This window comes from Hymenobacter psychrotolerans DSM 18569, assembly GCF_900142395.1.
Classification (GTDB): domain Bacteria; phylum Bacteroidota; class Bacteroidia; order Cytophagales; family Hymenobacteraceae; genus Hymenobacter; species Hymenobacter psychrotolerans.
This window is the reverse complement of sequence record NZ_FRAS01000014.1, coordinates 37,867-58,935: the sequence shown is the minus strand read 5'-3', so window position 1 is coordinate 58,935 and position 21,069 is coordinate 37,867. Positions and strand designations below refer to the sequence as shown.

Sequence of the window (21,069 nt, the reverse complement as noted above, 5' to 3'; positions counted from 1 at the left end):
TGCGTTCTATGTCTCTCTCCACTACGTTCGGCCACGCTCCCGATGGCACCGAGGTGCGGCTGTATACGCTCACCAACGCCCACGGCCTGCGGGCCACCATCTGCACCTACGGCGGCACGCTTACTAGCCTGCTCACCCCCGACAGAAACGGCCAGCCCGGCGACGTGGTGCTGGGCTTCGACAGTGTGGAAGGCTATACCAGCCCGCAGTACCTTAAAGCCGGCCCGTATTTCGGGGCCCTGATTGGGCGCTACGGCAACCGCATCGGACAGGGGCGCTTCTCGCTGGATGGACGGACGTATACGCTGGCCCGCAATAACGGGCCCAACAGCCTGCACGGCGGCCAGCGCGGCTTCGACAAGGTGATATGGGCCGCGGAACCCGGTACCGGCCCCGACGGCCAGACCCTGACGCTGACCTACCTCAGTCCGGATGGCGAGGAAGGATACCCCGGCAACCTGACCGTGCAGGTCGTGTACACGCTCACGCCGGACAATGCGCTGCGCCTCGACTATACCGCCACCACCGACCAGGCCACGCCCCTCAACCTCACCAACCACAGCTACTTCAACCTGAACCACGGCCACGCTCCCAACGCGCTGGGCCACGAGCTGACGCTGCACGCCGACCGCTACACCGTGGTAGACGACACGCTGATTCCGACCGGCGAGCTACGGCCCGTACAGGATACGCCCTTCGATTTCCGCCAGCCGCACGCCATTGGGGCCCGCATAGCGCAGGTGCCGGGCGGCTACGACCACAACTGGGTGCTGGCCGACCAGCAGCGCCCCCGCCCGCAGCTGGCGGCGTCGGTCTACGAGCCTGTATCGGGGCGCACGCTGGAGGTGCTCACCGACCAGCCGGGCGTGCAGTTCTATTCCGGCAACTTTCTGGATGGCAGCCTGCAAGGCAAGGGCGGCACTGTGTATGGCCCGCACTATGGCTTCTGCCTCGAAACCCAGCACTTCCCCGACTCGCCCAACCAGCCCCGCTTCCCCGGCACCATCCTCCGGCCCGGCGACACGTTCCACTCCACCACCGAGTACCGCTTTGGCGTGCGGCCCTGAAGCCGGCCGCCAGCCCGTGCCACCAGGCATAGCAAGGCCCGGCCGGAACTGCATCCGGCCGGGCCTTGCGGTATCTGAGCTACTCGAAATTCGGCTGCCTTAGGGCGTGTTGGTCACAATCTGGCCGGCTTCCGGCTGCTGGGCCGAGGGGTCTTTGAGCGTCCCCATCTCCTTGCCGACCTCAATGAAGGCCGCAATGGCCTTGTCGAGATGGGCGCGGGTGTGGGCCGCTGAGAGCTGCACCCGGATGCGGGCCTGGCCTTTGGGCACTACCGGGAAGTAGAAGCCCACCACATAGATGCCTTTTTCCAGCATTTTGGCCGCGAAATCCTGGCTCAGCTTGGCGTCATAGAGCATCACGGGCACAATGGGGTGCTCGCCGGGCTTGATGTCGAAGCCGGCGGCCGTCATCTTCTCACGGAAGTATTTCGTGTTTTCCTCCAGCCGGTCGCGCAGCTCGGTGCTTTCCGTGAGCAGCTCCAGCACCCGCAGGCTCGCGCCCACAATGGCCGGGGCCAGCGTGTTCGAGAACAGGTAGGGGCGGCTGCGCTGGCGCAGCATGTCGATGATTTCCTTGCGGCCCGAGGTGAAGCCGCCCATGGCGCCGCCCAGCGCCTTGCCCAGCGTGCCCGTGATGATATCCACGCGGCCGAGCACGTTGCGGTACTCGTGGGTGCCGCGGCCGGTTTTGCCCAGGAAGCCCATCGAGTGGCACTCGTCAATCATCACCAGCGCCTCGTACTTGTCGGCCAGGTCGCAGATTTTGTCGAGCTGCGCGATGGTGCCGTCCATGCTGAACGAGCCGTCCGTGACGATGATGCGGTGGCGCGTGCCCTTGGCCACGGCATCCTGCAGCTGCTGCTCCAGGTCGGCCATGTCGTTGTGGGTGTAGCGGTAGCGCTGGGCCTTGCACAGGCGCACGCCATCAATGATGGAGGCGTGGTTCAGGGCATCCGAAATAATGGCGTCCTGCTCGTTGAAGAGCGGCTCGAACACCCCGCCGTTGGCGTCGAAGGCGGCGGCGTACAGAATGGTGTCTTCGGTGCCCAAGAACTCGGCCAGCTTGGCTTCGAGCTGCTTATGAATGTCCTGGGTGCCACAGATGAAGCGCACCGACGACATGCCGTAGCCGTGCGTATCAATAGCCTCCTTGGCCGCCTTCACCACCTCCGGGTGCGACGACAGGCCCAGGTAGTTGTTGGCGCAGAAGTTCAGCACCTCGCCGGCTTCCTGCGTCTCGATTTCGGCCCCCTGGGGGCTTGTAATAACGCGCTCCTTCTTGTAGAGGCCGGCATCCTTGATTTCCTGAAGCTGCTGGGTAAGGTCGGGCTGGAGGGTGGTGTACATGGGCTACTTGATGAGTGAATGGGAATAAGTCGGGCAAAGATACTATCTGCCGTGAGGCGCTGAGTGAGTCAGCGCACGGCCTCAGCCTACTACGGTTTCAGCCGCGGCGCAGGTTAAAACGGCCAATATCGGGCAGCTAGCCGGATCAACGCGCAAAAAACGCCTGCACCCCCGCCTGCCCGCTGTCCATGAGCTGCTGTTTCTGCTCCGCCGACATGCGCTTGATTTTGGGGTTGAAGCCGGCCGTACTGATGCTGATGGTGCGGGCCCAGTCCTCGGGCCGGGCGGGGTTCAGGTTTTCGATGGCCACATTGTAGAGCGCGCCCATATACGAGCCGAAATCCTGGATGGCGTAGGGCGCCAGCTGCCGGCGGCCACCGGGCTGCGTGTCGTAGGGCAGCTGCTCGGGCCGGTCGAGGCGCAGGCCCAGCGTTTCGGGGTTAGTGACCGGGCCGGCCGCCGGCAGCGTGTCGGATGCCATGGCAGTCAGGTAGCGCGCGTTGTCGAACAAATCGATGGGGAAATTAGCCAGCAGGCCGCCATCTACCAGCACTTCCACGGCCTGCCCTTTGGGCGGCTGCCGCACCACGTGGCCCTGCGTATCGAGCAGCACGGCCCGGAAATACAGCGGGATGCTCATGCTGATGCGCACGGCATCGGCCACGCGCATGTCGGGGTGGGTTTCGTGGCTGAACACCTGCACGCACTGGCGCGTGAGGTTGGTGCCGGTGGTGTACAGGTCGCGGAAGTGCAGCGAGTCCTGCCGGACCAGCGCGTGGAGCTGGCCCAGCGTGAGGTCGGGGTTGTGGGTTTTGCGGTCTAGCAGCTCGCTCAGATACTTCGTGAACTGGTCGCCGCGGTACCAGCCGTACTGTTTGATGAGCCGCGTGCTGCCCCCGAAAAAGATGAGCCGGCCGTCGTTGAGGCGCTGCACCGGTGTGTTGTTCATCACCTCAATAATCTCCTGCGGCGAGTAGCCCACGGCCAGCAGCGCCGCCTGAATAGCCCCGGCCGACGTGCCGCCCACCCGCCGGATACCGGCCAGCATGCCCCGCTGCTCCAGCTCCAGCAGCGCGCCGCCGTAGGCAATACCCCGGATGCCGCCGCCTTCCATCACGAGGTTGCGGTAGCGGGGCGGCGGGGCCGGCACCGCCTGCGCGGCACCCGGCACCGCCAGCAGAAACAATAGAAACAGAGAGAGTAGCGCGCGCATAAGGCAACTGGTATGGTAGCGCCAAGATACTACCAGGCCGCGCCGGGGTTGCAGAGCCCGGCGCCAGAAACAGCAGCGTCACCAAACGCGGCGGCTCCCGTATCTTTGCGGGCCCCACCACCTACTTCCCTTTTTTCTGTGCCCATGGCAACTTCCAGCGCTTCTCCCGCCACCCCCGGCGACACCGTTCTCATTATCGGCGCCGGCGGCCAGCTTGGCCTGGAGCTTACCCACGAGCTGCGCCGGATCTACGGCGCCTCCAATGTAGTAGCCGCCGACGTGCGCGCCCCCAAAGACGCCGAAACCCTGGAAGCCGGCCCCTTCGAGCTGCTGGATGTGCTGGATAAGCCCCGGCTGGAAGAAGTGGTGCAGAAATACAAGCCCAAGCAGGTGTACCACCTGGCAGCGCTGCTGTCGGCCACGGCCGAGAAGAACCCCAAGTTTGGCTGGCAGCTGAACATGGACGGCCTGTTCAACGTGCTGGATGCGGCCGTAGACCTGGGCGTGCAGCAGGTGTACTGGCCCAGCAGCATTGCCGTGTTCGGGCCCGATACGCCCCGCGAGAACACGCCCCAGCTCACCATCATGAACCCCAACACGGTGTACGGCATCAGCAAGCTGGCCGGCGAGCAGTGGTGCGAGTGGTATTGCCGCAAGCACGGCCTGGACGTGCGCAGCCTGCGCTACCCCGGCCTAATCGGCTACAAGAGCCTGCCCGGCGGCGGCACCACCGACTACGCCGTGGACATCTACCACAAGGCCGTAGCGGGCGAGGCCTACGAGTGCTTCCTGAAGGAGGACACCTACCTGCCCATGATGTACATGCCCGACGCGCTGAAGGCCACCCTGGACCTGATGCACGCGCCCGCCGACAGCATTGCGGTGCGCAGCTCCTACAACCTGGGCGCCATGAGCTTCTCACCGGCTGAAATTACGGCCAGCATTCAGCGCCACTACCCCGATTTCGGGGTAACCTACCAGCCCGACTCGCGCCAGCAGATTGCCGACTCCTGGCCCGCCAGCATCGACGACAGCCAGGCCCGCCACGACTGGCACTGGCAGCCCCAGTTCACGCTGGACAAGATGACCGACGACATGCTGCTGCACCTGAAGGAAGCCGTGGTGCTGAAGTAGCATGGGCGTTATTGGCTTCCTGATTGGACTGGTTGTCAATGCTGGCGCCGTTTACCTGATCTATTGGTTTTTTCGCACTATCATCCGGCGCTACTACGGCAGCGTGCGTTCTGCCAATCCATTTCAGGCCGGCTGGGCACAGTTGCTGGATCAATATGAAAGCTCGCATGGCGTATTGCGCATGGTCCAGTTCTCTGCCCGCATCGGAGGCATATGGTACAACGATGTACTGCAGATTGGCTTTGATGCGCAGGATGTCGTCATCCGCAACACCATGGGATTTTCTTCCCTGGTCAGAATCCCGTACAGCCATATCGAACTGCTGCAGCAACCAGAACCATTTAAGGCAACTTCCCTGAGCGAAACCGAATACACACCCGGCTTATTTCAGGTCGGTATGGTTGAAGTTGGGTTAGATGCGTATTGGACCGCGCAATTCCTGCAACGTATGGCCGCAGCCGACACATCATTATCTAAAAATGAGAAAGGAACATAATATAAATGTTGCTTTCTGTGGCCCATGGCATTGAATCCTGCTTCTCCGGCGGGATTCAATATTTATAGAAATACTGATTATCAGATAGAAGCAAGCAAATTCCTTTGGTTTTTCAGCTACTTAACAACCCTACCAGCCACTTGCCGTACTAGCTCCGCTTGTCACCATTTCCCCCTGCTATCAGCCAAAATGTGGTACAGTAATTGGAACAGGCAGCTTATGCTCTTTTACCACTCACACCCAATTACCATGAACTCTTTCCTGAAAAAAATATCTGCTGTTGCCTTGTTCAGCGCACTTTCGCTCGGAGGCACAAATGCCTGGGCACAGAACACGTACGGCGGTGTACCCCAAAGAGGCAACGGCGCTTTTGTGCTGAAGGAGGAATCAACTCAGTGTCTTCCTAACTCTTTACTGGGCGTGCCCGCTCTTGCAGCTACTGATTGCGTAACCATGACGCGTGAAAAGCTCGTTGCCACCCCTTCAGGCAAAGCAACTATCGTATGGCGTGGCACTGTCCCTGTGGCAGCTCGTCCAGCGCAACGGGTGGTATTCAACTCCACCTTCACCGAAAATACCCACACCGAATCGTTGGGCCGTGTTTATGATACAGTAGCCATCACAGACCCCAATGGCTCAATTACTCTCACCCTAACGGATAGAGATAAAACCAAGGGGCGCGGTAAAAAGTAGTATACGTTTGTTGCCCTCGCAAAAGCCGTTTCTTCGGGTGAAGAGGCGGCTTTTGCATGTCTGCGCCTCACCGGATGAACGTAGTACGTCGTATCAGCACACCACTCCTATGATAGTAAACCACACCCCCGATGGCTGGCAGATAATTTATCAGCAGATGCATGCGCTGCTGGCGGCCCAGCTGGCGTGGCAGTGGCCGCCGCTGGGGCCGCCCGACCGGTGGGTGGGCCTACTGGCCGCCACCACCCAGCACGATGATGAGCAACAGCACTGGGACGGGCACTACGGCATTACGGCGGCGGGGGCACCGGCCAACTTCACGATGAAGGAATTTTCGCTGAAGCAGGCTACGCGCCTGATGCAGGCCGCGCGCTTTCAGGGGCGCTGGCGCAGTCTGCTGACCAGCATGCACCTGAGCACGCTCTACGAGGATATGCGCGACGAACATGAGGCGTTGCCGGCCTTTCTGGATGAGCAGCAGGCGCAACAGAAAAAGTGGTTGCGGGAGCTTAAAGTCACGAAATCCGAAGCCCGCCAGGCCTACGACCTGCTGCACTGGTGCGACCGGCTCAGCCTGATTCTGTGCCGCCAGGAAGTGCCGGAAATGGGCCGTGCGCTCGAAATATATACCGGCCCCAACGGGCAACGCTACGAAGTGCGGCAGCCGGCGCCCGACGGCCCGCTAACGGTGCAGCCCTGGCCGTTCCGGGAGCAGCAGTTTGAGGTGAGCGTGGAGGCGCTGCAGGTGCGGCAGCTGCAGTTTCGGGACGATGCAGAACTGGCAGCAGCGTTGCGCGAAGCCCCTGTCGAAACGCTGCGCTGGCAATTCAGCGCCCAGCCCTAGCCAGCCGGCAGCTTCTACAGCGGCTGGATCAGCTGCGGATTGGTCATGACGCCGGCCGGCACCGAGTCGAGGGCCACGATGTGGTTGAGGCGGCGGCCATCCTGGCCATCGGTGCGGTCAGAAGCCAGCAGCAGCCGGCCGTAGCGGCGGTAGTCGGCCCAGCGGCGGCGGAAGGCGGGCAACGAGTCGTTGGCGTCTTTATAGAAGGCCCATTCCTCCACGAGGCTGGTCTGCGGGTTCACGAACAGCTTGTAGCGGTTGTGGGGCGTCACGCCTACGTTGCGAAAGCGCATACTCAGCATTTCGGCCGCCGTGCTGTCCATGAACCTGCCGGGGCCCAGGTAGTTGAGCGTTACGCCCGAGTCTTTCAGCTTGAAGGGCATCAGCAGCCACCAGGAGTTGTTCACCCAAATCGGGTACATGTTTTCCAGCAGCTTCTGCCCAATCAGGGTGCCCGAAATATCCTGTCCGGCCTTGTAGATGTGGCCCTCTTTGCGCTCCACGTTGTATAGGGCCACGAGGCTGTCTTTCTGCCACCGAAAGTCGCCGGTCTGCTTGTCCCAGAGCTGATAGGAGCCGTCCAGAAAGTCCCAGCCCAGCAGGCGGGTATGCTGCCAGGCCGCGTAGCCGCCCATGTGCTGCATCACCTTGTCGGCCAGGGCCAGCGCCTGCACATCGGAGCCCACCCGGTCGAACCCGTCGGCGGCCGGATACCGCTCCGTGCTGTCGGGACGCGCTACAACTGTAGTATCCGTAGTAGCGGTGGCAGCCGGCTGTTCAGTGGCCTGTTTGCAGGCACTCAGGCCGGCCAGCAGCGCCGGTGCGGCCAGCACAGCAAACAGACGGGTAATAGACGTGGAGCGGAAAGTAAAGGACATAGACGGCAGACGTTGCGGGATGAAACAAGGTGTTTTTTCTACGCAGAAGCGCCTGCTTTGGCTGGCTTCGCCGAACGCCTTTGCCTTCCGGCCGTACTATGCAGAACTTTTGCCCCTGATTTTTTTGCTCTATGGCCACGCACTACCGCTTCTCCGATATCGTCAATATCTTCAAAACTACGGCCGCCGAGTTCATGGTCAACAACTCGTTTCGCCACGCGGCGGCCCTCTCCTACTACACCATTTTCTCGCTGCCGCCCCTGCTGCTCATCGTCATCACGGTGGCCAGCTCCATGTATGGCGGCGAGGCCGTAACGGGCCAGGTGTACGGGCAGCTGCGCGGCTTCGTGGGTGCCGACTCGGCTAAGTTTCTGCAGGATTCCATTGCCGAGTTTACCAAGCAGCAGAAAGGCGGCGCGGCGGCCATCATTGGTGTCGGCACCCTGGTTTTTGCGGCCACCACCTTCTTCGTGACGCTGCAGGAAAGTATCAACGACATCTGGAACCTGAAAGTGAAGCCCCGCAACGGTATCTGGCAGTTTGTGCGGGACCGGCTGCTCTCGTTTGGCCTGATTCTGAGCGTGGCGCTGCTGCTGCTGATTTCGTTCGTTATCAGCGCCATGCTCTCCGTCTTCACCGATTATCTGCAGCGGCTGCTGCCCGAAGTCACCGTCGTCCTGATCCGGCTCATCGACTTCAGCCTGTCGCTGTTCATTACTTCGCTGCTGTTTGCGCTCATCTATCGGTTCCTGCCCGATGCCATCATCCGCTGGCGCGACGTGGGCATTGGGGCGTTCATTACGGCGCTGCTTTTCATGCTCGGCAAGTACCTGATTGCGGCCTACATCGCCTACGCCAACCCCGGCTCGGCTTTCGGGGCGGCGGGCTCGGCCATTCTGCTGCTGCTGTGGGTAAACTATTCGTCGCTCATCATCTTTTTCGGGGCCGAGTTCACCCAGGAGTTTGCCGATGCCTTCGGGCAGAAAGTGCAGCCCAAGGCCCACGCCGTCCGCATCGAAACCCGCGAAGTCCCGGAAGGAGAATCGAAAGAGGAAATTACCACGGGCCGCCCCCGTTCCCAGGGCCGCTGGAAAAGCTAGCCCCCAGCCTTCAGCCGCTAGATAATAGGCGGGCAAGATGGTAGCTTTGGAAATGAAGACACAATTCCTTTCGCTGCTATTTTTCGTGAGCCTGTTCGGTACCGCACTTACCAGCCACGCCCAAACCGCAGCTCCCGACACGGTGGGGGAGCACAAAATGCTTAAGATGCTAGCCGTCGATATGTGCCGGCAGCTGGAGCAGGAAAACAAGAAAAAGCCGCTGAGTGGCCTCACCCAAGCCGATGCGCAACAGGTTTTCGTGCGCGTCTTCACCCAGGCCGTTACCTCCGATAAGCAACTGATGGACCGTGTGGGGGGCATGGGCAGCGAGGCCCGCGCCTATGGCGAGCAGATGGGACGCCGCGTAGTTCTGCTCCTGCTGCAGGACTGCCCCGTCAGCCATCCTTTGTTGATGCGCCTGGGTGAAAGCCAGACTCCTGCGGCGGCAGCAGCCACTACGCCGGAGGAAGCCAAGCTGGTGAACACGCTGAGCGCCGAATTCTGCTCCGCCATGACGCCCCGCATAAAAGAGCTCAAAGGCCTTTCTTCGGAAAAGCGTCTGCCGGTGGTGTCCGGCCAGCTGGAAATCAGCTTCAAAGCGCACTCCAAGGAAATTCAGCAACTGTACGGCGCCAATGCCATGAACGACAGCGGGAAGCTGCGCGCCCTGGGCACCAAAGTAGGCGCGCAGTCGGCGCAGCAATGCCCTTCCATCATGCTCCTGTTCGTTGAGTAAGCTGCCCCAAACGCACTGCTTGTAAACCCAACGGCCCGCCACTCCTGAGAATGGCGGGCCGTTGGGCGTTTGAGCCGGCGTTGAATTAAGCGGCTACTTCCGGCTTTTCCTTCACGGCCAGCTGCCCGCAGGCGGCATCAATGTCTTTGCCACGCGAGCGGCGCAGGTTGGTTTGCACGCCCCGGTCGGCCAGGTATTTCAGGAAGGCCATCAGCTTCACTTCGCCGGTGTTTTTGTAGTCGGCGGCTTCGATGGGGTTATACTCGATGAGGTTTACTTTGCAGGGAATCCACTTCGAAATCTGGAACAGCTCTTCGGCGTCCTCCAGCGTGTCGTTGAAGCTCTCGAATACAATGTATTCGTAGGTGACTTTGCGGCCCGTCACCTGGTGGTAGTGCTTCAGCGCGTCTTTCAGCGAGGCCAGCGAGTTGGCTTCGTTGATGGGCATGATTTCGTTGCGCTTCGTGTCGTTGGGCGCGTGCAGGCTCAGGGCCAGATTGGCTTTCACGCCGTCGTCGGCCAGCTTCTTGATCATCTTGGCAATGCCGGCGGTGCTGACCGTGATGCGGCGCGGGGCCATGTTCAGGCCGTCGGGCGCCGTAATCCGCTCGATGCTTTTCACCACGTTGGCGTAGTTGAGCAGCGGCTCGCCCATGCCCATGTACACAATGTTGGTAAGCGGCGTGCCGTACTGGGCTTCGCACTGCTCCTTAATGCGCACTACCTGGTCGTAGATTTCGGCAGCGTCGAGGTTACGCTTGCGGTCCATGTAGCCTGTTGCGCAGAACTTGCACGTGAGCGAGCAGCCCACCTGCGAGCTGATGCAGGCCGTCATGCGCGTGTCGTGCGGGATGAGCACGCCTTCCACCACGTTGCCATCATATAGCCGGAACGCCGACTTGATGGTGCCATCGTTGGAGAGCTGCTGATTCTGGACCTGCACGCCGTTAATCACGAAATGCCGGGCCAGCAGCTCGCGTGTGGCCAGGCTGATGTTATTCATTTCCTCAAACGAGCCGGCCGTGTTCTTCCACAGCCACTCGCTCACCTGCTTGGCACGGAACGGCTTCTCGCCATGCTCTACCATAAAGGTCTTGAGCTCATCGGGGGTGAGTTTGCGAATGTCGCGCTTGGAAACTACGGGCAGTTCAATCATCATAATGCAAAGATACAACTCCGCGCGCCGAAGCGATACGCTACAACGCGGGAACGTGCCTCAACCCCCTGAATATGAAAAAAGTGCCCACTCAGGCAGCCGAAATGAGCGTAGCCGGTAAAAAGCCGGAACAGACTTGGAACACTTTCCTGCTGCCGGTAGCGCGCTACCGGAGCAGTTACGCTTCCGGCTTCTCTTCCCGGCTCCCGTAGTAGCCTGCCGCCGCGGCCCCTGCACTCACACACAGCTCTACAAACCAGAACCGGGCCGGGTTGGCTGGCATATCAAACATGACAAACAGGCCAAACCACCACGCCACGCAGGTCAGAAAGAGCGTCACCGGCAGACTGGCCGTGTAGTCCTGGTCGGTGAGGCGCAGCAGCCCGTACACCCCCAGCCCAATGGCCACCGGCGCCCCGAACATGAGCAGCAAGGCCGCTCCCAGCATGTCTACTACCGTGCCGTTTTTGAATGCCTCCCCGAAAGCCTGGCTTGTAGCAAGTACCAAGAGCAGCAGCAAAGCCGGTCGTTTCATGCGAGCAATATAGCACGGAAACCCACGGCCAGCGCTAGCCAGCTTCGCCGCGCAGCCGGCTGGCCAGCTCCTCGCCAAGCAGCTGCAGCTTGCGGGCTTTGTAGTCGAACATGAGCATGCCGGTTTTGGCGCGGGCTATTTCGCGGCCGTCCTGGGTGCGCACCTGGTACACCACATCGAAGCCGTATTTCGAGAGGTCATCGGCGGCCATTTGGATGTGCAGCACGTCGCCGTAGAACCCCTCGCCTTTGTACTCAATAGCCACATCGGCCATGATGGTGCCGCGGCCGGTGGCCGGCTCGAACTCCGCGAGGCCCACATGCCGCAGAAACTGCACGCGGGCTTCGTGCAGCAGGCTGAGCAGCGCATCGTTGCCGAGATGAGCCCCATAGTTGAGGTCCGTAATCCGGATGGACAGTTCGGTGGAAAACAGGAAAGTTTCCGGTAGATTTACTTTGACGCGAGCCATGTAGTAGAAGCAAAAAGTAGGCGGGTGGTATACATACGCATGGCTTGCAGGCTGGGCGGTTTAGTGGCCCCGTACAGCTTTCTTTTCAGCCTCTTCTGGCGTCGCGCCGTACCTGCTCTACTCCCCCCTTTTCCACTCCCACAATGTCCACCCCCAAAGTAGAAGTCCGCACTACCGCCGACGGCTCGAGCACGCTGTACGTGCCGGCCCTGGACGAGCATTATCATTCCACGCACGGCGCGGTGCAGGAAGCCCAACACGTGTATCTGGCAGCGGGGCTGGAGCCCATTCTCTCAAAAGCCACCGGCATGGTCTGGGTGCTGGAAGTTGGCTTCGGAACGGGCCTGAACGCGCTGCTCACGTTGCAGCGCAGCCTGGAAAGCAAGCACCCTATTTTCTACGACACCGTGGAAAAGCACCCGCTCCCGGAAGCCGTTATCGGGCAGCTTGGGGTGGAGCGCTACCTGCTGAACCCCGACCTACTCGACTACCACCAGCAGATTCATGCTGCTTCGTGGGGCACGCCGGTGGCCCTCACGCCGCAGTTTGCGCTGCTGAAAATGGCCGGTGCCCTGCAGGATACGCTGCTGGCCGAAGACACGTACCAGGTTATCTACTTCGATGCCTTCGCGCCCGAGAAGCAGCCCGATATGTGGACTGATGAGGTATTTGCCCAGCTGTACGCGGCTACCGCGCCTGGCGGCTGCCTGGTCAGCTACTGCGCCAAAGGCTCGTTCCGGCGCAGCCTGAAAGCAGCCGGCTGGCAGGTAGAAAAAGTGCCCGGTCCAGCTGGCAAGCGCGAAATGACGCGCGCCTGGAAGCGGAAGTAGCAGCTGATATTCTCCATGAAACTCAATCGTCGCCTTAGCCAACTCACCGAACCCGAGTACCGGCACCTGCTCACTCAGCATCGGCGCTACACCGATTTTAACTCACTGGGGCTATTCCGCGGACTGCTTGAAAATGAAAAACTGAATCTGGAGCAGCGGCTACGTTTGCGAGATGCGGCGGTGGAGGCTTTTCCGAAGTTTTATGAATTTCTGCAGCTAAAGGACCCCAAAACTTACTTCCGCCTCAACACGCTGGGCCAGGAGCTAACCGTATCCGATGAACGAGCTGCGTGGGATGAAATCAGCCATGCACAACAGCGTATCCTGACCCAAAAGCGCATCCGGCACCGCAATTTCGGCACGTACGCCAAGCACGGCTGCGGCTACGACACCTGCCCTCTCAACGGCCTGATGATTCGGCAAGGAACACGTCTCGCAGAGGATGTCATATGTTTCAGCAGCGACCAACGGATTTCCTACGGGGGGCACTTAGACCATCGAGCTAAGCAGCGCCGCCGGGACCGGAAAGCCTGGGCCAGCCAGCGAAACTCTCTGGAAGAATAGCAGTGTGCTGACTTCCCTTTCCTGCATCATGCGTAAGTTGGCCCTGTTATGAGTAGAAAACTACTAGAGACGGATGGGCTGGAATGGGTGCAGAAGGGCATCGTGACGGAAGCCCAACGCGCGCAGCTGCTGGCGCTGTACCCCGAGGAGCGGCCGGCCATCGGGCTGCTGCCGCTGCTCGGGAGCCTCCTGATTCTGCTCAGCGCCCTGAGTCTGGTGGCGGCCAACTGGCAGAGTCTGCCCGAAGCGGTGCGGCTGGGCTTGTTGCTGGGCTCTCTGGCCGGCACCTACGCCGGCGCCGAATACTTCCTGCGCCGCCAATACGAATCGTTGGGGATGGGGCTGGTGGGATTGGGGCTGCTGCTGTTCGGCATCAGCATTATTCTGACCAGCCAGATGTACCAGCTCATCGGCTACGACCTGACGGGCTTAGTAGCCTGGGCTGTGGCCGGCGTAGCCCTCACGTGGGTGTACCGCAGCCGGTTTCTGTTTATCCTGACGGTGGCTATCGGCGGCATTGTGCAGGGCTATAACACGGGCCAGTTGGGTGCATTCAGCTACCTCACGGCGGTGCTCACGGCCGGCGGGCTGGGCTACTACTGGTGGCGCCGCCCCGATTCGTTGCTGGGTGCGGTGCTGGCTACCGGCCTGCTCTGGCAAACGGCGCTGCTGGTGAGCCATCTGCACATCAAAATCACCTGGTTTTTCGTGCCGGGCATGCTCATATATACACTTGGCGACTGGCAGGAACAGCGGCCGGCCGGTCGGGCATTGCAGGGGCCGCCGCTGGTAGCGGCCTTCCTGTTTACGTTGGGTTTAGCGTTGTTCGGTGAGTCAGATGACTACACCGGGGAGCTGCGGCCGCCGCTGCTGGCGTACGTGGGCGTGCTGGGCGCGGTGCTGGCGCTTTCGCTCTGGGGCAAGCAGCGCCGCGGCCGCCTGGGCAGCGCCACCGACTGGCTGCTGCTGCTGCCCGGCTTCTATCTGCCGGGCGGGCTGCCGCTGGCCGTGGCTACGCTGGTGGTGCTCTACGCGTATTCCGGGGCTGTGCTGTGGCGCGCCCACCAGGAGCGCAACCAGGACCGCGTAACGCTGGGCACGGTGCTTTTCATTCTGACCACGGCCGTGGCGTACTTCAAGCTGACCTGGGGCTTCATGGATAAGTCGTTGTTTTTCCTGCTGGGCGGCTCGCTGCTGTTGGGCCTGAGCTGGTTTTTGCGGCGCCGTGCGGCGCACACGTTTTCCGCGCCCGAAACTCCCGGCCAGCCATGAGCACTCCTCTACCCTCCGCGCCCGACAACAACGTAGCGGCTACGCGCCATCCGCCGTTGCCCAAGCCGCACCGGCAGCGCTGGCTGCTGTGGCTGGTGGGCGCGCAGCTGTTGTTTGTGCTGGCGGTAGCGGCAGCCGGCTACGCTACCGGCCGGTTCGGCAGCGTGGTGGTGCTGCGCACCAGGCCCGTAGACCCGCGCGCCCTGCGCTTCAACGATTATCTGGAGCTGCACTACACCATCAGCCTGCTGCCCGGCCACCTCTGGAAAGGCAGCACCCTGCCGCGCCGCAAAGACCCGGTATACGTGGTGCTGCAGCCTCGTCCGGGGGCTTTTGAGGCGGTGGCGGTGTATCCGGAACGGCCCGACGTGGAGCCCGGCCAGACCGTGCTGCGCGGCTGGGTGGCCGATACGTGGCGGCGCAGTATGCGCCTGCGCTACGGGCTGGAGCGCTACTACGTGCCCGAAGAAACCCGCCGCAAGCTCCGGCGCCAGCAGCCGCTGCAGGTGCAGGTGAGCGTGGCGCCGTGGGGGCAGGCGCGCATCTCGCAGGTAGAGGTGCTGCCGGCGGAGCGGGCTATGCCCTAAGCAATCCGAGGCCGCCAGCATCACCTCTGATGCTGACGGCCTCGGTGAAATACCGTACGGCAAGTTTAGCCTGGTTTTACAGCGGGTTACGGTCCAGCAATTGCTGGTCGGCAGCCGTGAAATCGACCAACGCGTATTTGGTTTGGTCGGTGATGTTCATTTCGTCCAGCACATCTACCAAGTCGCGGTACTTGGCATCGGGGCCGGCCTTGATGAGAACAACCGGGGCGGGTTGCCGCCGCTGGCGCTGAAGTAACACCTGCCGCAGCCCTTCGGCGCTGAAATTGGTGGTTCGCAGTTCGGGCCGCGCTACATCGGCGCGGTTCAGGCCAAAGAAGTAGTGCACCTTGCTGTCTTTGCCCAGAATCAGCGTCAGGGCGTTCTTGTCCGGCACATCCGACGACGGGCCTTTCATCGGCATGGTAAGGTCCATGGTCGTGGGCTTGTTGAAGGTAGCCGTCAGGATGAAGAAGGTTAGCAGCAGAAACGCCAGATCTACCATCGGCGTCATATCGAGCCGGAAGGTGTGTTTCTTGCTGCGGGGTTTGCGGCCACGAGCAGCCGGCGCGGAGGATTGGATTTCAGCCATGACACAACCAGTATATAGTGAATTGATATTCACTCAACGGCCTGAGGTTCCGGCTTATTGTGGCGGGCGCGCTCTACTAAACCGCCACACCCGCTCCGGCGTGATGCAGGCGTGCAACGTTACGTCGCCCTCCCAGGCATCGGTGATGCGCGGCACCGGCGGCTCCAGGCTAACTCCAATCCGCAGCGCATCGGGCCGGCAGGCTGCCAGAAACCGGTCGTAAAAGCCTTTGCCGTAGCCTACGCGGTGGCCCTGCTCATCGAAAGCCAGCAACGGCACCAGCACAGCATCCAGCTGCTTCGGGAACACCTCCACGGTTCCGGAAGGCTCTGGAATGCCCCATTTGCTGTCGAAAAGCTGCGTTTCGGGCGTGAGGTGGTAATGGCGCAGGGTCTGGCCATCGGACTGCACCACGGGCACGGCCAGCTGTAGCGCCGGCAGCTCCTGCCACAGCTCTCGAATCAGCAGCCAGGTGTCGGGCTCGTGCTGGTGCGGAATGGGCAGAAACACATGCAGCCAGTGCCACTCAGCCACCGGAAACCCGGCCCGCAACTGCAGCCACAGCGCGGCGCTACGTTGCGCCACGTCCGTTTCGGGCAAGGCTCGGCGGCGGGCCAGAGCGGCGCGGCGCAGGTCGGCTTTGGTCATGAGTTAGTTGCTGATTGTGAATTGCTGACCATTTACCCAACCCATCAACTGGCAATCAACACCTGTTTTTACTCTTCTTCCAGCACCGTAAACTCCAGCGCCAGCGGGTCGAAGGCTTCCATAAGTTGATTGATGAAGCCCGGATTGTTGATCAGGATGCTCAGCACGTTGTCTTCCCGCTCCTGCAGGTGGCCGTTGGGCATCAGCTTGTCTTTGAGGGCCGTGAGCTGGCTGTAGGCGGTTTCGTGCTTGGCTTCGGCGGCTTTGCTGAGGCGCTTTTCGAGGCCCGCCACGATGCCCGCCGCTTTCTGCTGCTCGGCGGCTACCGTTTTTACCAGCGTCGGGTCGAGACGCTGCGCCAGCTCCGACACCTGCCGGAATGCTTCGGCCAGCTGCTGCTGCTGCTTCTGCAGGCTCACTTCTTCCTGACCCAAGGTGCTGCCTACCTGCTTCTTGAGCTCGGACAGCGGCCGAAACACGTCCCGCGAAGTCAGGCCCAGCTTGCGCAGCTTGCCCGCATTGGCCTTGCTAATATACTGCGCCGAATTGCGGAGCAGCAGCATCGGCAAGGGCACGTTGTTTTCCTTGAATACGCCTTTCAGCTGGAACCAGTACGCCACCTCGGCCCCGCCGCCCACGTAGCACAGGTTGGGCAGCAGCAACTCCTGATACAGCGGCCGCAGCACCACGTTGGGGCTAAACTGCTCTGGGTGCTGGCGGGCCAGATCCAGTAGCTCCTGCTGGCTGTGGCAGCGGCCGGTGTTGCGCACCGTAATCTGTACGCAGTCCTGCGCGGCATCGTACTCCAGCCGCTCCCGCTTACCGGCGTCGGTCAGGAAAAACAGGTTGAGGGGGCGCGAGTACACCTGCGGCCGGTAGCCGGCCGCTTCCAGCTGCGCATTGGCCGCCTGCACCGCCTGGTTGGAAGCCTGCTCCTTGATTTCCTTCTCCAACACCGGCACCAAGGCCTGCTTCAACTCCGCGGCATCCGCATCGAGGCTTACCAGTCCCAGCTCTCCAAACAGCTCATGAGTGAGGCGGCGGGTAGCTTCAGCCAACGTGCCGGACTCTTCGTAGGCGGCCCGGAACACGGCTGGTATGTCGGCCGGTAGTTGGTCCAGCAGCTCCTCTTTCAGGCCGGCCAGCGGCATGCGGCCTACGGGCCCGCCTGGCTCCGCCGCGTTCCACTCGTATTTCTTGCCGAACAGGGTGAAGTGGTTGATTTCCGCGAAATCGTGGTCTTCGGTAGCCATCCAGTACACCGGCACGAAATCATACTGCGGATACTGCTCCTTCAGCTGGCGGGCCAGCTTCACGGCCGTCACAATCTTGTAGATGAAGTACAGCGGCCCGGTAAACAGGTTGAGCTGGTGGCCGGTGGTGATGGTGAACGTCGTGTCTTTTTCCAGCAGCTCTATGTTGGCCTGCACGGCCGGGTGCACGGCGGGCAGCGCGGCGTACTGCTGCCGCAGCGCCGCTACCAGCCGTTGCCGCGCCTCGGGGGTGTAATGCGCCTGCTTTTCCTGCAGCTGCTCCGCAAATGCTTCCAGCGTCGGAAACCGATGATAGAAAGGCGTCAGAGCTTCGTGGCGGGCCAGATAATCGGTGAGCAGAGTGGAAAACGCGCCGGTTTCGGCATACGAGAGAGTCGTGACGGACATACGAGAGAGGGCTAATCGGGCTATAACCGGCCAGTGGCCACAAAGTAACTGGGTATTTTTAAGCTGCTGACTTCTAGCTGGTGGCTAAGAGGGTGCCGGGCTCAGCCACCAGCCGTAAAAACAAGTGGCTGTCGGCAGGTAAGGCGCTTACGCCCATCACCCGCCGACAGCCACCTGCTGAGAGCTAATAACCAAAAAAACTACACCAGCTTGCCGTACAAATCGAAGTCGGAAGCCTCCGTAATCTGCACCTGCGCAAAGTCGCCGAGGCGTACGTAGGTGTCTTTGGTGGCGGGCACCAGCACTTCGTTGTCTACCTCGGGCGAGTCGTACTGGGTGCGGCCCACGAAGTAGCCGCTTTCCTTGCGGTCGAAGAGCACCTTATAGGTCTGGCCCACCCGCTCCTCGTTCAGCTCCATCGAAATGCCCTGCTGCAGCTCCATAATCTGGTCGGCGCGGTCCTGCTTCACTTCGGCCGGCACGTCGTCTGCCAGCGTGTAGGAGTGCGTATTGTCTTCGTGCGAGTAGTTGAAGATGCCCAGCCGGTCGAAGCGGGTGTCTTCCACGAAACGGTACAGCTCCTCGAAGTCCTGCTGCGTTTCGCCGGGGTGGCCGGCAATGAGCGTGGTGCGCAACGCAATATCGGGAACCCGCTGCCGGATGGTGTCTACCAGCTCAATGGTGCGGCGCTTGCTGATGCCGCGGCGCATAGTCTTGAGCATGTTGTCGGAAATATGCTGCAGCGGCATATCCAGGTACTTGCAGATGTTGCTACGCTCGTTCATCACGTCCAGCGCCTCCAGCGGGAACTGCGAGGGGTAGGCATACTGCAGCCGGATCCAGTCGATGCCGTTCACGTCGGAGAGGTGGCGCATCAGGTCGGCTAGCTTCCGCTCGCCGTAGTGCTGCAGGCCGTAGTAGGTCAGGTCCTGCGCAATCAGAATCAGCTCTTTGGTGCCCATCGAGGCCAGACGCTTGGCTTCCTTTACCAGGTCTTCAATGGGCCGGTCCTGGTGCTTGCCGCGCATCAGCGGAATGGCGCAGAACGAGCAGGGCCGGTTGCAGCCCTCGGCAATTTTGAAGTAAGCGTAATGCTTGGGTGTGGTCAGCAGCCGCTCGCCCACCAGCTCGTGCTTGTAGTCGGCTTCCAGCGTTTTCATCAGCTGGGGCAGCTCCAAGGTGCCAAAAAAAGCGTCTACCTGCGGAATTTCCACCTCCAGGTCGTCCTTATAGCGCTGCGAGAGGCAGCCCGTCACGTAGAGCTTTTCCAGCTTGCCAGCTTCCTTTTCGTCGGCGTAGCGCAGAATGGTGTCGATGCTTTCCTGCTTGGCGTTGTCGATGAAGCCGCAGGTGTTTATGATGACGATGTTAGCGTCGCTGGTTTCGGCTTCGTGCGTTACGTCGAACTGGTTGGCGCGGAGCTGGCCCATCATCACCTCCGAATCGACGAGGTTTTTGGAGCAGCCAAGGGTAATGACGTTGACTTTATTGGCCTGCTGGCTTCTTACTTTCATGCTGGATTGGGTAGGCGGGCGGCCGGGCAATTTCTTAGGAGTGAGAAAGTTGCCCGCTACGGCCCGCGACGAAAATCGGACCGCAAAGGTACGCAGGAGGCAACGCCTTTTCCTACACAGAAGGTTTCTTTGTGCTGGGAATGGTACGTATAGAAACGGTCATTCCGAGCGGAGCCGAGGAATGGCGTTCGTGTAGCAGCTGCTTACTTCTTGAATAGCGAATGCACGAACGTGGTCCGGTCAAAGAGCTGCAAATCAGTCATCTTCTCGCCTACCCCGATGTAGCGCACGGGCACCTGCAGCTGGTCGGAAATACCGATAACCACGCCGCCCTTGGCCGTGCCGTCGAGCTTGGTGATGGCCAGGGCCGATACTTCGGTAGCTTTGGTGAACTCCTTGGCCTGCAGGAAGGCATTCTGGCCGGTGCTGCCATCGAGCACCAGCAGCACCTCGTGGGGCGCATCAGGTATCACCTTCTGCATCACGCGCTTGATTTTGCTCAGCTCGTTCATCAGGTTCACCTTGTTGTGCAGGCGGCCGGCCGTATCAATAATGACTACGTCGGCGCCCATGTCCACGCCTTTCTGCACCGCATCGAAGGCCACGGCGGCCGGGTCGGTGTTCATGCCGTGCGAAATGACCGGCACACCTACCCGCTGCCCCCAGATGATGAGCTGGTCCACAGCCGCGGCCCGGAACGTGTCAGCGGCGCCCAGCACCACTTTCTTGCCGGCCGCGTGGAAACGGTGCGCCAGCTTACCGATGGTTGTGGTTTTGCCCACGCCGTTCACGCCCACCACCATAATCACAAAGGGCGAGCCGGTATTATCGGGCCGGTCGAGGATGGCGCGGGAGCCGGTGGCGCCGCTGTTGCGGTCCAGCAGCTCCACGATTTCCTCGCGCAGAATCCGGTCCAGCTCCGAGGTGCTCACGTACTTGTCGCGGGCCACACGCTTCTCGATGCGGTCAATTACCTTCACCGTCGTGTCGATGCCGACGTCGGCGTGCACGAGCATGGTTTCCAGGTCGTCGAGCACGGCTTCGTCCACGGTACTTTTGCCTACCACGGCTTTGCTGAGCTGGTCGAAGAAGTTGGTTTTGGTTTTCTGCAACCCTTCATCGAGAGCCTGCTGCTGCTCTTTGCTTTCCTTATCCTTCTTGAAAAAATCGAAGAGGCCCATAATCAGAGGTTGGCGCGGAGCAAGTATCCAGCGCATCGATGAACAATACGACCAGGCAGCTTTGCCGGGCTGCCTGGCAAGACGTCCAGCAAAAGCTCGACGCTATAGCACAACGCAAAAAAGTCCCACGATGGCGGGACTTCTTCACTTATTCAGATTGCCACAGGGGCGCCGAATTACTTAACGCCGGTGGCGAGGTAATCCTGCACTTTGTCAACGGGCACCATTTCCTCGCGGAAGGTATAGGCACCGGTTTTCTCCGATTTCACGGCACGAATGACTTTCGCCCAGTCCTTGCCGCCTGGAGTTTTCAGGGTTGCTACTACTTTCTTAGCCATTGCTCAATTACTTGATTTCCTTGTGAACGGTCATCTTCTTGAGCACGGAGTTGAACTTCTTCAACTCGATGCGCTCAGGAGTGTTCTTGCGGTTCTTGGTGGTGATGTAGCGCGAGGTGCCCGGCTGCCCCGAGTTTTTATGCTCAGTGCATTCAAGGATCACCTGCACCCGATTGCCTTTCTTAGCCATCTCGACGGGGTTTTTGGGATTAAGGAC

The 21,069-nt window shown here is 60.9% G+C and carries 24 protein-coding genes; 11 read left to right on the top strand and 13 right to left on the bottom strand.

Going from position 1 to position 21,069, the window contains the following annotated elements:
• Positions 1–8: 8 nt before the first annotated feature.
• Positions 9–1,067 (top strand): aldose epimerase family protein, encoded by a 1,059-nt coding sequence (locus BUE15_RS13385; protein ID WP_073285894.1) that lies wholly within the window; start codon positions 9–11, stop codon positions 1,065–1,067.
• A 99-nt stretch (positions 1,068–1,166) separates the two neighbouring features.
• Here BUE15_RS13385 and kbl read toward each other — a convergent pair whose 3' ends face one another.
• Together kbl and BUE15_RS13375 are read right to left on the bottom strand one after the other, a co-directional pair.
• Positions 1,167–2,414: a glycine C-acetyltransferase gene (gene kbl, locus BUE15_RS13380; protein ID WP_073285892.1), complete on the bottom strand. Its 1,248-nt coding sequence runs from the start codon at positions 2,412–2,414 to the stop codon at positions 1,167–1,169.
• Positions 2,415–2,559: 145 nt separating this feature from the next.
• Complete coding sequence (locus BUE15_RS13375; RefSeq protein WP_073285890.1) at positions 2,560–3,627, bottom strand: patatin-like phospholipase family protein; 1,068 nt, start codon at positions 3,625–3,627, stop codon at positions 2,560–2,562.
• A 144-nt stretch (positions 3,628–3,771) separates the two neighbouring features.
• Here BUE15_RS13375 and BUE15_RS13370 point away from each other — a divergent pair, with 144 nt between their 5' ends.
• The 4 genes from BUE15_RS13370 (at position 3,772) to BUE15_RS13360 (ending at position 6,794) form a co-directional block, all read left to right on the top strand.
• Positions 3,772–4,761, top strand: coding sequence for an NAD-dependent epimerase/dehydratase family protein (locus tag BUE15_RS13370; RefSeq protein WP_073285887.1), 990 nt, complete (start codon positions 3,772–3,774; stop codon positions 4,759–4,761).
• Position 4,762: 1 nt separating this feature from the next.
• Positions 4,763–5,257, top strand: a complete 495-nt coding sequence (locus tag BUE15_RS13365) for a hypothetical protein (RefSeq protein WP_073285885.1) — start codon at positions 4,763–4,765, stop codon at positions 5,255–5,257.
• A 24-nt stretch (positions 5,258–5,281) separates the two neighbouring features.
• Entirely contained in the window at positions 5,282–5,950 is a 669-nt protein-coding gene (locus tag BUE15_RS21615; RefSeq protein WP_139252285.1) for a hypothetical protein, read from the top strand.
• Positions 5,951–6,059: 109 nt separating this feature from the next.
• Positions 6,060–6,794 carry a DUF3891 family protein gene (locus BUE15_RS13360; RefSeq protein WP_073285882.1) on the top strand — a complete coding sequence of 245 codons (735 nt, stop codon included), beginning with the start codon at positions 6,060–6,062 and terminating at the stop codon, positions 6,792–6,794.
• 14 nt (positions 6,795–6,808) lie between these two features.
• On the opposite strand, the gene BUE15_RS13355 is transcribed toward BUE15_RS13360, so the two are convergent.
• Entirely contained in the window at positions 6,809–7,672 is an 864-nt protein-coding gene (locus BUE15_RS13355; RefSeq protein WP_073285879.1) for a hypothetical protein, read from the bottom strand.
• A gap of 131 nt (positions 7,673–7,803) precedes the next feature.
• Here BUE15_RS13355 and BUE15_RS13350 point away from each other — a divergent pair, with 131 nt between their 5' ends.
• Positions 7,804–8,772 carry a YihY/virulence factor BrkB family protein gene (locus tag BUE15_RS13350; RefSeq protein WP_073285876.1) on the top strand — a complete coding sequence of 323 codons (969 nt, stop codon included), beginning with the start codon at positions 7,804–7,806 and terminating at the stop codon, positions 8,770–8,772.
• Positions 8,773–8,824: 52 nt separating this feature from the next.
• Positions 8,825–9,508: a hypothetical protein gene (locus BUE15_RS13345; protein WP_139252284.1), complete on the top strand. Its 684-nt coding sequence runs from the start codon at positions 8,825–8,827 to the stop codon at positions 9,506–9,508.
• Between the two features lie 85 nt (positions 9,509–9,593).
• On the opposite strand, the gene rlmN is transcribed toward BUE15_RS13345, so the two are convergent.
• From rlmN to BUE15_RS13330, 3 genes are all read right to left on the bottom strand, one after another.
• Positions 9,594–10,664 carry a dual-specificity RNA methyltransferase RlmN gene (gene rlmN, locus BUE15_RS13340; protein ID WP_073286070.1) on the bottom strand — a complete coding sequence of 357 codons (1,071 nt, stop codon included), beginning with the start codon at positions 10,662–10,664 and terminating at the stop codon, positions 9,594–9,596.
• A 178-nt stretch (positions 10,665–10,842) separates the two neighbouring features.
• On the bottom strand, positions 10,843–11,199 hold the full coding sequence (locus BUE15_RS13335) for a hypothetical protein (RefSeq protein ID WP_139252283.1): 357 nt from the start codon (positions 11,197–11,199) through the stop codon (positions 10,843–10,845).
• A gap of 34 nt (positions 11,200–11,233) precedes the next feature.
• On the bottom strand, positions 11,234–11,668 hold the full coding sequence (locus BUE15_RS13330) for a thioesterase family protein (protein ID WP_073285868.1): 435 nt from the start codon (positions 11,666–11,668) through the stop codon (positions 11,234–11,236).
• A 143-nt stretch (positions 11,669–11,811) separates the two neighbouring features.
• Here BUE15_RS13330 and mnmD point away from each other — a divergent pair, with 143 nt between their 5' ends.
• From mnmD to BUE15_RS13310, 4 genes are read left to right on the top strand one after another with little or no spacing between them, the layout of a single operon-like run.
• Complete coding sequence (gene mnmD, locus BUE15_RS13325; RefSeq protein WP_073285865.1) at positions 11,812–12,498, top strand: tRNA (5-methylaminomethyl-2-thiouridine)(34)-methyltransferase MnmC2; 687 nt, start codon at positions 11,812–11,814, stop codon at positions 12,496–12,498.
• 15 nt (positions 12,499–12,513) lie between these two features.
• Positions 12,514–13,062, top strand: a complete 549-nt coding sequence (locus tag BUE15_RS13320; protein ID WP_073285863.1) for a hypothetical protein — start codon at positions 12,514–12,516, stop codon at positions 13,060–13,062.
• A gap of 48 nt (positions 13,063–13,110) precedes the next feature.
• Complete coding sequence (locus BUE15_RS13315) at positions 13,111–14,334, top strand: DUF2157 domain-containing protein (protein ID WP_073285860.1); 1,224 nt, start codon at positions 13,111–13,113, stop codon at positions 14,332–14,334.
• A complete protein-coding gene (locus BUE15_RS13310) occupies positions 14,331–14,921 on the top strand; it encodes a GDYXXLXY domain-containing protein (RefSeq protein WP_084549038.1) in 591 nt (196 codons plus the stop codon). Before BUE15_RS13315 ends, BUE15_RS13310 begins: the two co-directional genes overlap by 4 nt.
• A 76-nt stretch (positions 14,922–14,997) precedes the next feature.
• Here the strand turns inward: BUE15_RS13310 and BUE15_RS13305 are convergent, their stop codons facing one another.
• From BUE15_RS13305 to rpmG, 7 genes are all read right to left on the bottom strand, one after another.
• On the bottom strand, positions 14,998–15,510 hold the full coding sequence (locus BUE15_RS13305) for an ExbD/TolR family protein (protein WP_073285857.1): 513 nt from the start codon (positions 15,508–15,510) through the stop codon (positions 14,998–15,000).
• Positions 15,511–15,564: 54 nt separating this feature from the next.
• Positions 15,565–16,158, bottom strand: a complete 594-nt coding sequence (locus tag BUE15_RS13300; RefSeq protein ID WP_073285854.1) for a 5-formyltetrahydrofolate cyclo-ligase — start codon at positions 16,156–16,158, stop codon at positions 15,565–15,567.
• 68 nt (positions 16,159–16,226) lie between these two features.
• Complete coding sequence (bshC, locus tag BUE15_RS13295; protein WP_073285851.1) at positions 16,227–17,819, bottom strand: bacillithiol biosynthesis cysteine-adding enzyme BshC; 1,593 nt, start codon at positions 17,817–17,819, stop codon at positions 16,227–16,229.
• Between the two features lie 200 nt (positions 17,820–18,019).
• Positions 18,020–19,333, bottom strand: a complete 1,314-nt coding sequence (gene rimO, locus BUE15_RS13290) for a 30S ribosomal protein S12 methylthiotransferase RimO (RefSeq protein WP_073285848.1) — start codon at positions 19,331–19,333, stop codon at positions 18,020–18,022.
• Positions 19,334–19,536: 203 nt separating this feature from the next.
• Positions 19,537–20,514, bottom strand: a complete 978-nt coding sequence (gene ftsY / locus BUE15_RS13285; RefSeq protein WP_073285845.1) for a signal recognition particle-docking protein FtsY — start codon at positions 20,512–20,514, stop codon at positions 19,537–19,539.
• Positions 20,515–20,690: 176 nt separating this feature from the next.
• Positions 20,691–20,852, bottom strand: coding sequence for a DUF4295 domain-containing protein (locus BUE15_RS13280; RefSeq protein ID WP_071843814.1), 162 nt, complete (start codon positions 20,850–20,852; stop codon positions 20,691–20,693).
• Between the two features lie 7 nt (positions 20,853–20,859).
• Entirely contained in the window at positions 20,860–21,042 is a 183-nt protein-coding gene (gene rpmG, locus BUE15_RS13275; protein ID WP_044510387.1) for a 50S ribosomal protein L33, read from the bottom strand.
• Between the last annotated feature and the right edge of the window lie 27 nt (positions 21,043–21,069).

Excerpts from the sequence above, each read along its gene's own strand:
- BUE15_RS13360 (WP_073285882.1), top strand. The coding sequence starts at position 6,060 with ATGATAGTAAACCACACCCCCGATGGCTGGCAGATAATTTATCAGCAG.
- BUE15_RS13280 (WP_071843814.1), bottom strand. The coding sequence starts at position 20,852 with ATGGCTAAGAAAGTAGTAGCAACCCTGAAAACTCCAGGCGGCAAGGAC.
- kbl (WP_073285892.1), bottom strand. The coding sequence starts at position 2,414 with ATGTACACCACCCTCCAGCCCGACCTTACCCAGCAGCTTCAGGAAATC.
- mnmD (WP_073285865.1), top strand. The coding sequence starts at position 11,812 with ATGTCCACCCCCAAAGTAGAAGTCCGCACTACCGCCGACGGCTCGAGC.
- BUE15_RS13350 (WP_073285876.1), top strand. The coding sequence starts at position 7,804 with ATGGCCACGCACTACCGCTTCTCCGATATCGTCAATATCTTCAAAACT.
- BUE15_RS13320 (WP_073285863.1), top strand. The coding sequence starts at position 12,514 with ATGAAACTCAATCGTCGCCTTAGCCAACTCACCGAACCCGAGTACCGG.
- rimO (WP_073285848.1), bottom strand. The coding sequence starts at position 19,333 with ATGAAAGTAAGAAGCCAGCAGGCCAATAAAGTCAACGTCATTACCCTT.
- BUE15_RS13375 (WP_073285890.1), bottom strand. The coding sequence starts at position 3,627 with ATGCGCGCGCTACTCTCTCTGTTTCTATTGTTTCTGCTGGCGGTGCCG.
- BUE15_RS13355 (WP_073285879.1), bottom strand. The coding sequence starts at position 7,672 with ATGTCCTTTACTTTCCGCTCCACGTCTATTACCCGTCTGTTTGCTGTG.
- rpmG (WP_044510387.1), bottom strand. The coding sequence starts at position 21,042 with ATGGCTAAGAAAGGCAATCGGGTGCAGGTGATCCTTGAATGCACTGAG.
- BUE15_RS13345 (WP_139252284.1), top strand. The coding sequence starts at position 8,825 with ATGAAGACACAATTCCTTTCGCTGCTATTTTTCGTGAGCCTGTTCGGT.
- ftsY (WP_073285845.1), bottom strand. The coding sequence starts at position 20,514 with ATGGGCCTCTTCGATTTTTTCAAGAAGGATAAGGAAAGCAAAGAGCAG.
- BUE15_RS13365 (WP_073285885.1), top strand. The coding sequence starts at position 4,763 with ATGGGCGTTATTGGCTTCCTGATTGGACTGGTTGTCAATGCTGGCGCC.
- BUE15_RS21615 (WP_139252285.1), top strand. The coding sequence starts at position 5,282 with ATGGCATTGAATCCTGCTTCTCCGGCGGGATTCAATATTTATAGAAAT.
- BUE15_RS13310 (WP_084549038.1), top strand. The coding sequence starts at position 14,331 with ATGAGCACTCCTCTACCCTCCGCGCCCGACAACAACGTAGCGGCTACG.
- BUE15_RS13335 (WP_139252283.1), bottom strand. The coding sequence starts at position 11,199 with ATGAAACGACCGGCTTTGCTGCTGCTCTTGGTACTTGCTACAAGCCAG.
- BUE15_RS13315 (WP_073285860.1), top strand. The coding sequence starts at position 13,111 with ATGAGTAGAAAACTACTAGAGACGGATGGGCTGGAATGGGTGCAGAAG.
- BUE15_RS13370 (WP_073285887.1), top strand. The coding sequence starts at position 3,772 with ATGGCAACTTCCAGCGCTTCTCCCGCCACCCCCGGCGACACCGTTCTC.
- BUE15_RS13300 (WP_073285854.1), bottom strand. The coding sequence starts at position 16,158 with ATGACCAAAGCCGACCTGCGCCGCGCCGCTCTGGCCCGCCGCCGAGCC.
- BUE15_RS13385 (WP_073285894.1), top strand. The coding sequence starts at position 9 with ATGTCTCTCTCCACTACGTTCGGCCACGCTCCCGATGGCACCGAGGTG.
- BUE15_RS13330 (WP_073285868.1), bottom strand. The coding sequence starts at position 11,668 with ATGGCTCGCGTCAAAGTAAATCTACCGGAAACTTTCCTGTTTTCCACC.
- bshC (WP_073285851.1), bottom strand. The coding sequence starts at position 17,819 with ATGTCCGTCACGACTCTCTCGTATGCCGAAACCGGCGCGTTTTCCACT.
- rlmN (WP_073286070.1), bottom strand. The coding sequence starts at position 10,664 with ATGATTGAACTGCCCGTAGTTTCCAAGCGCGACATTCGCAAACTCACC.
- BUE15_RS13305 (WP_073285857.1), bottom strand. The coding sequence starts at position 15,510 with ATGGCTGAAATCCAATCCTCCGCGCCGGCTGCTCGTGGCCGCAAACCC.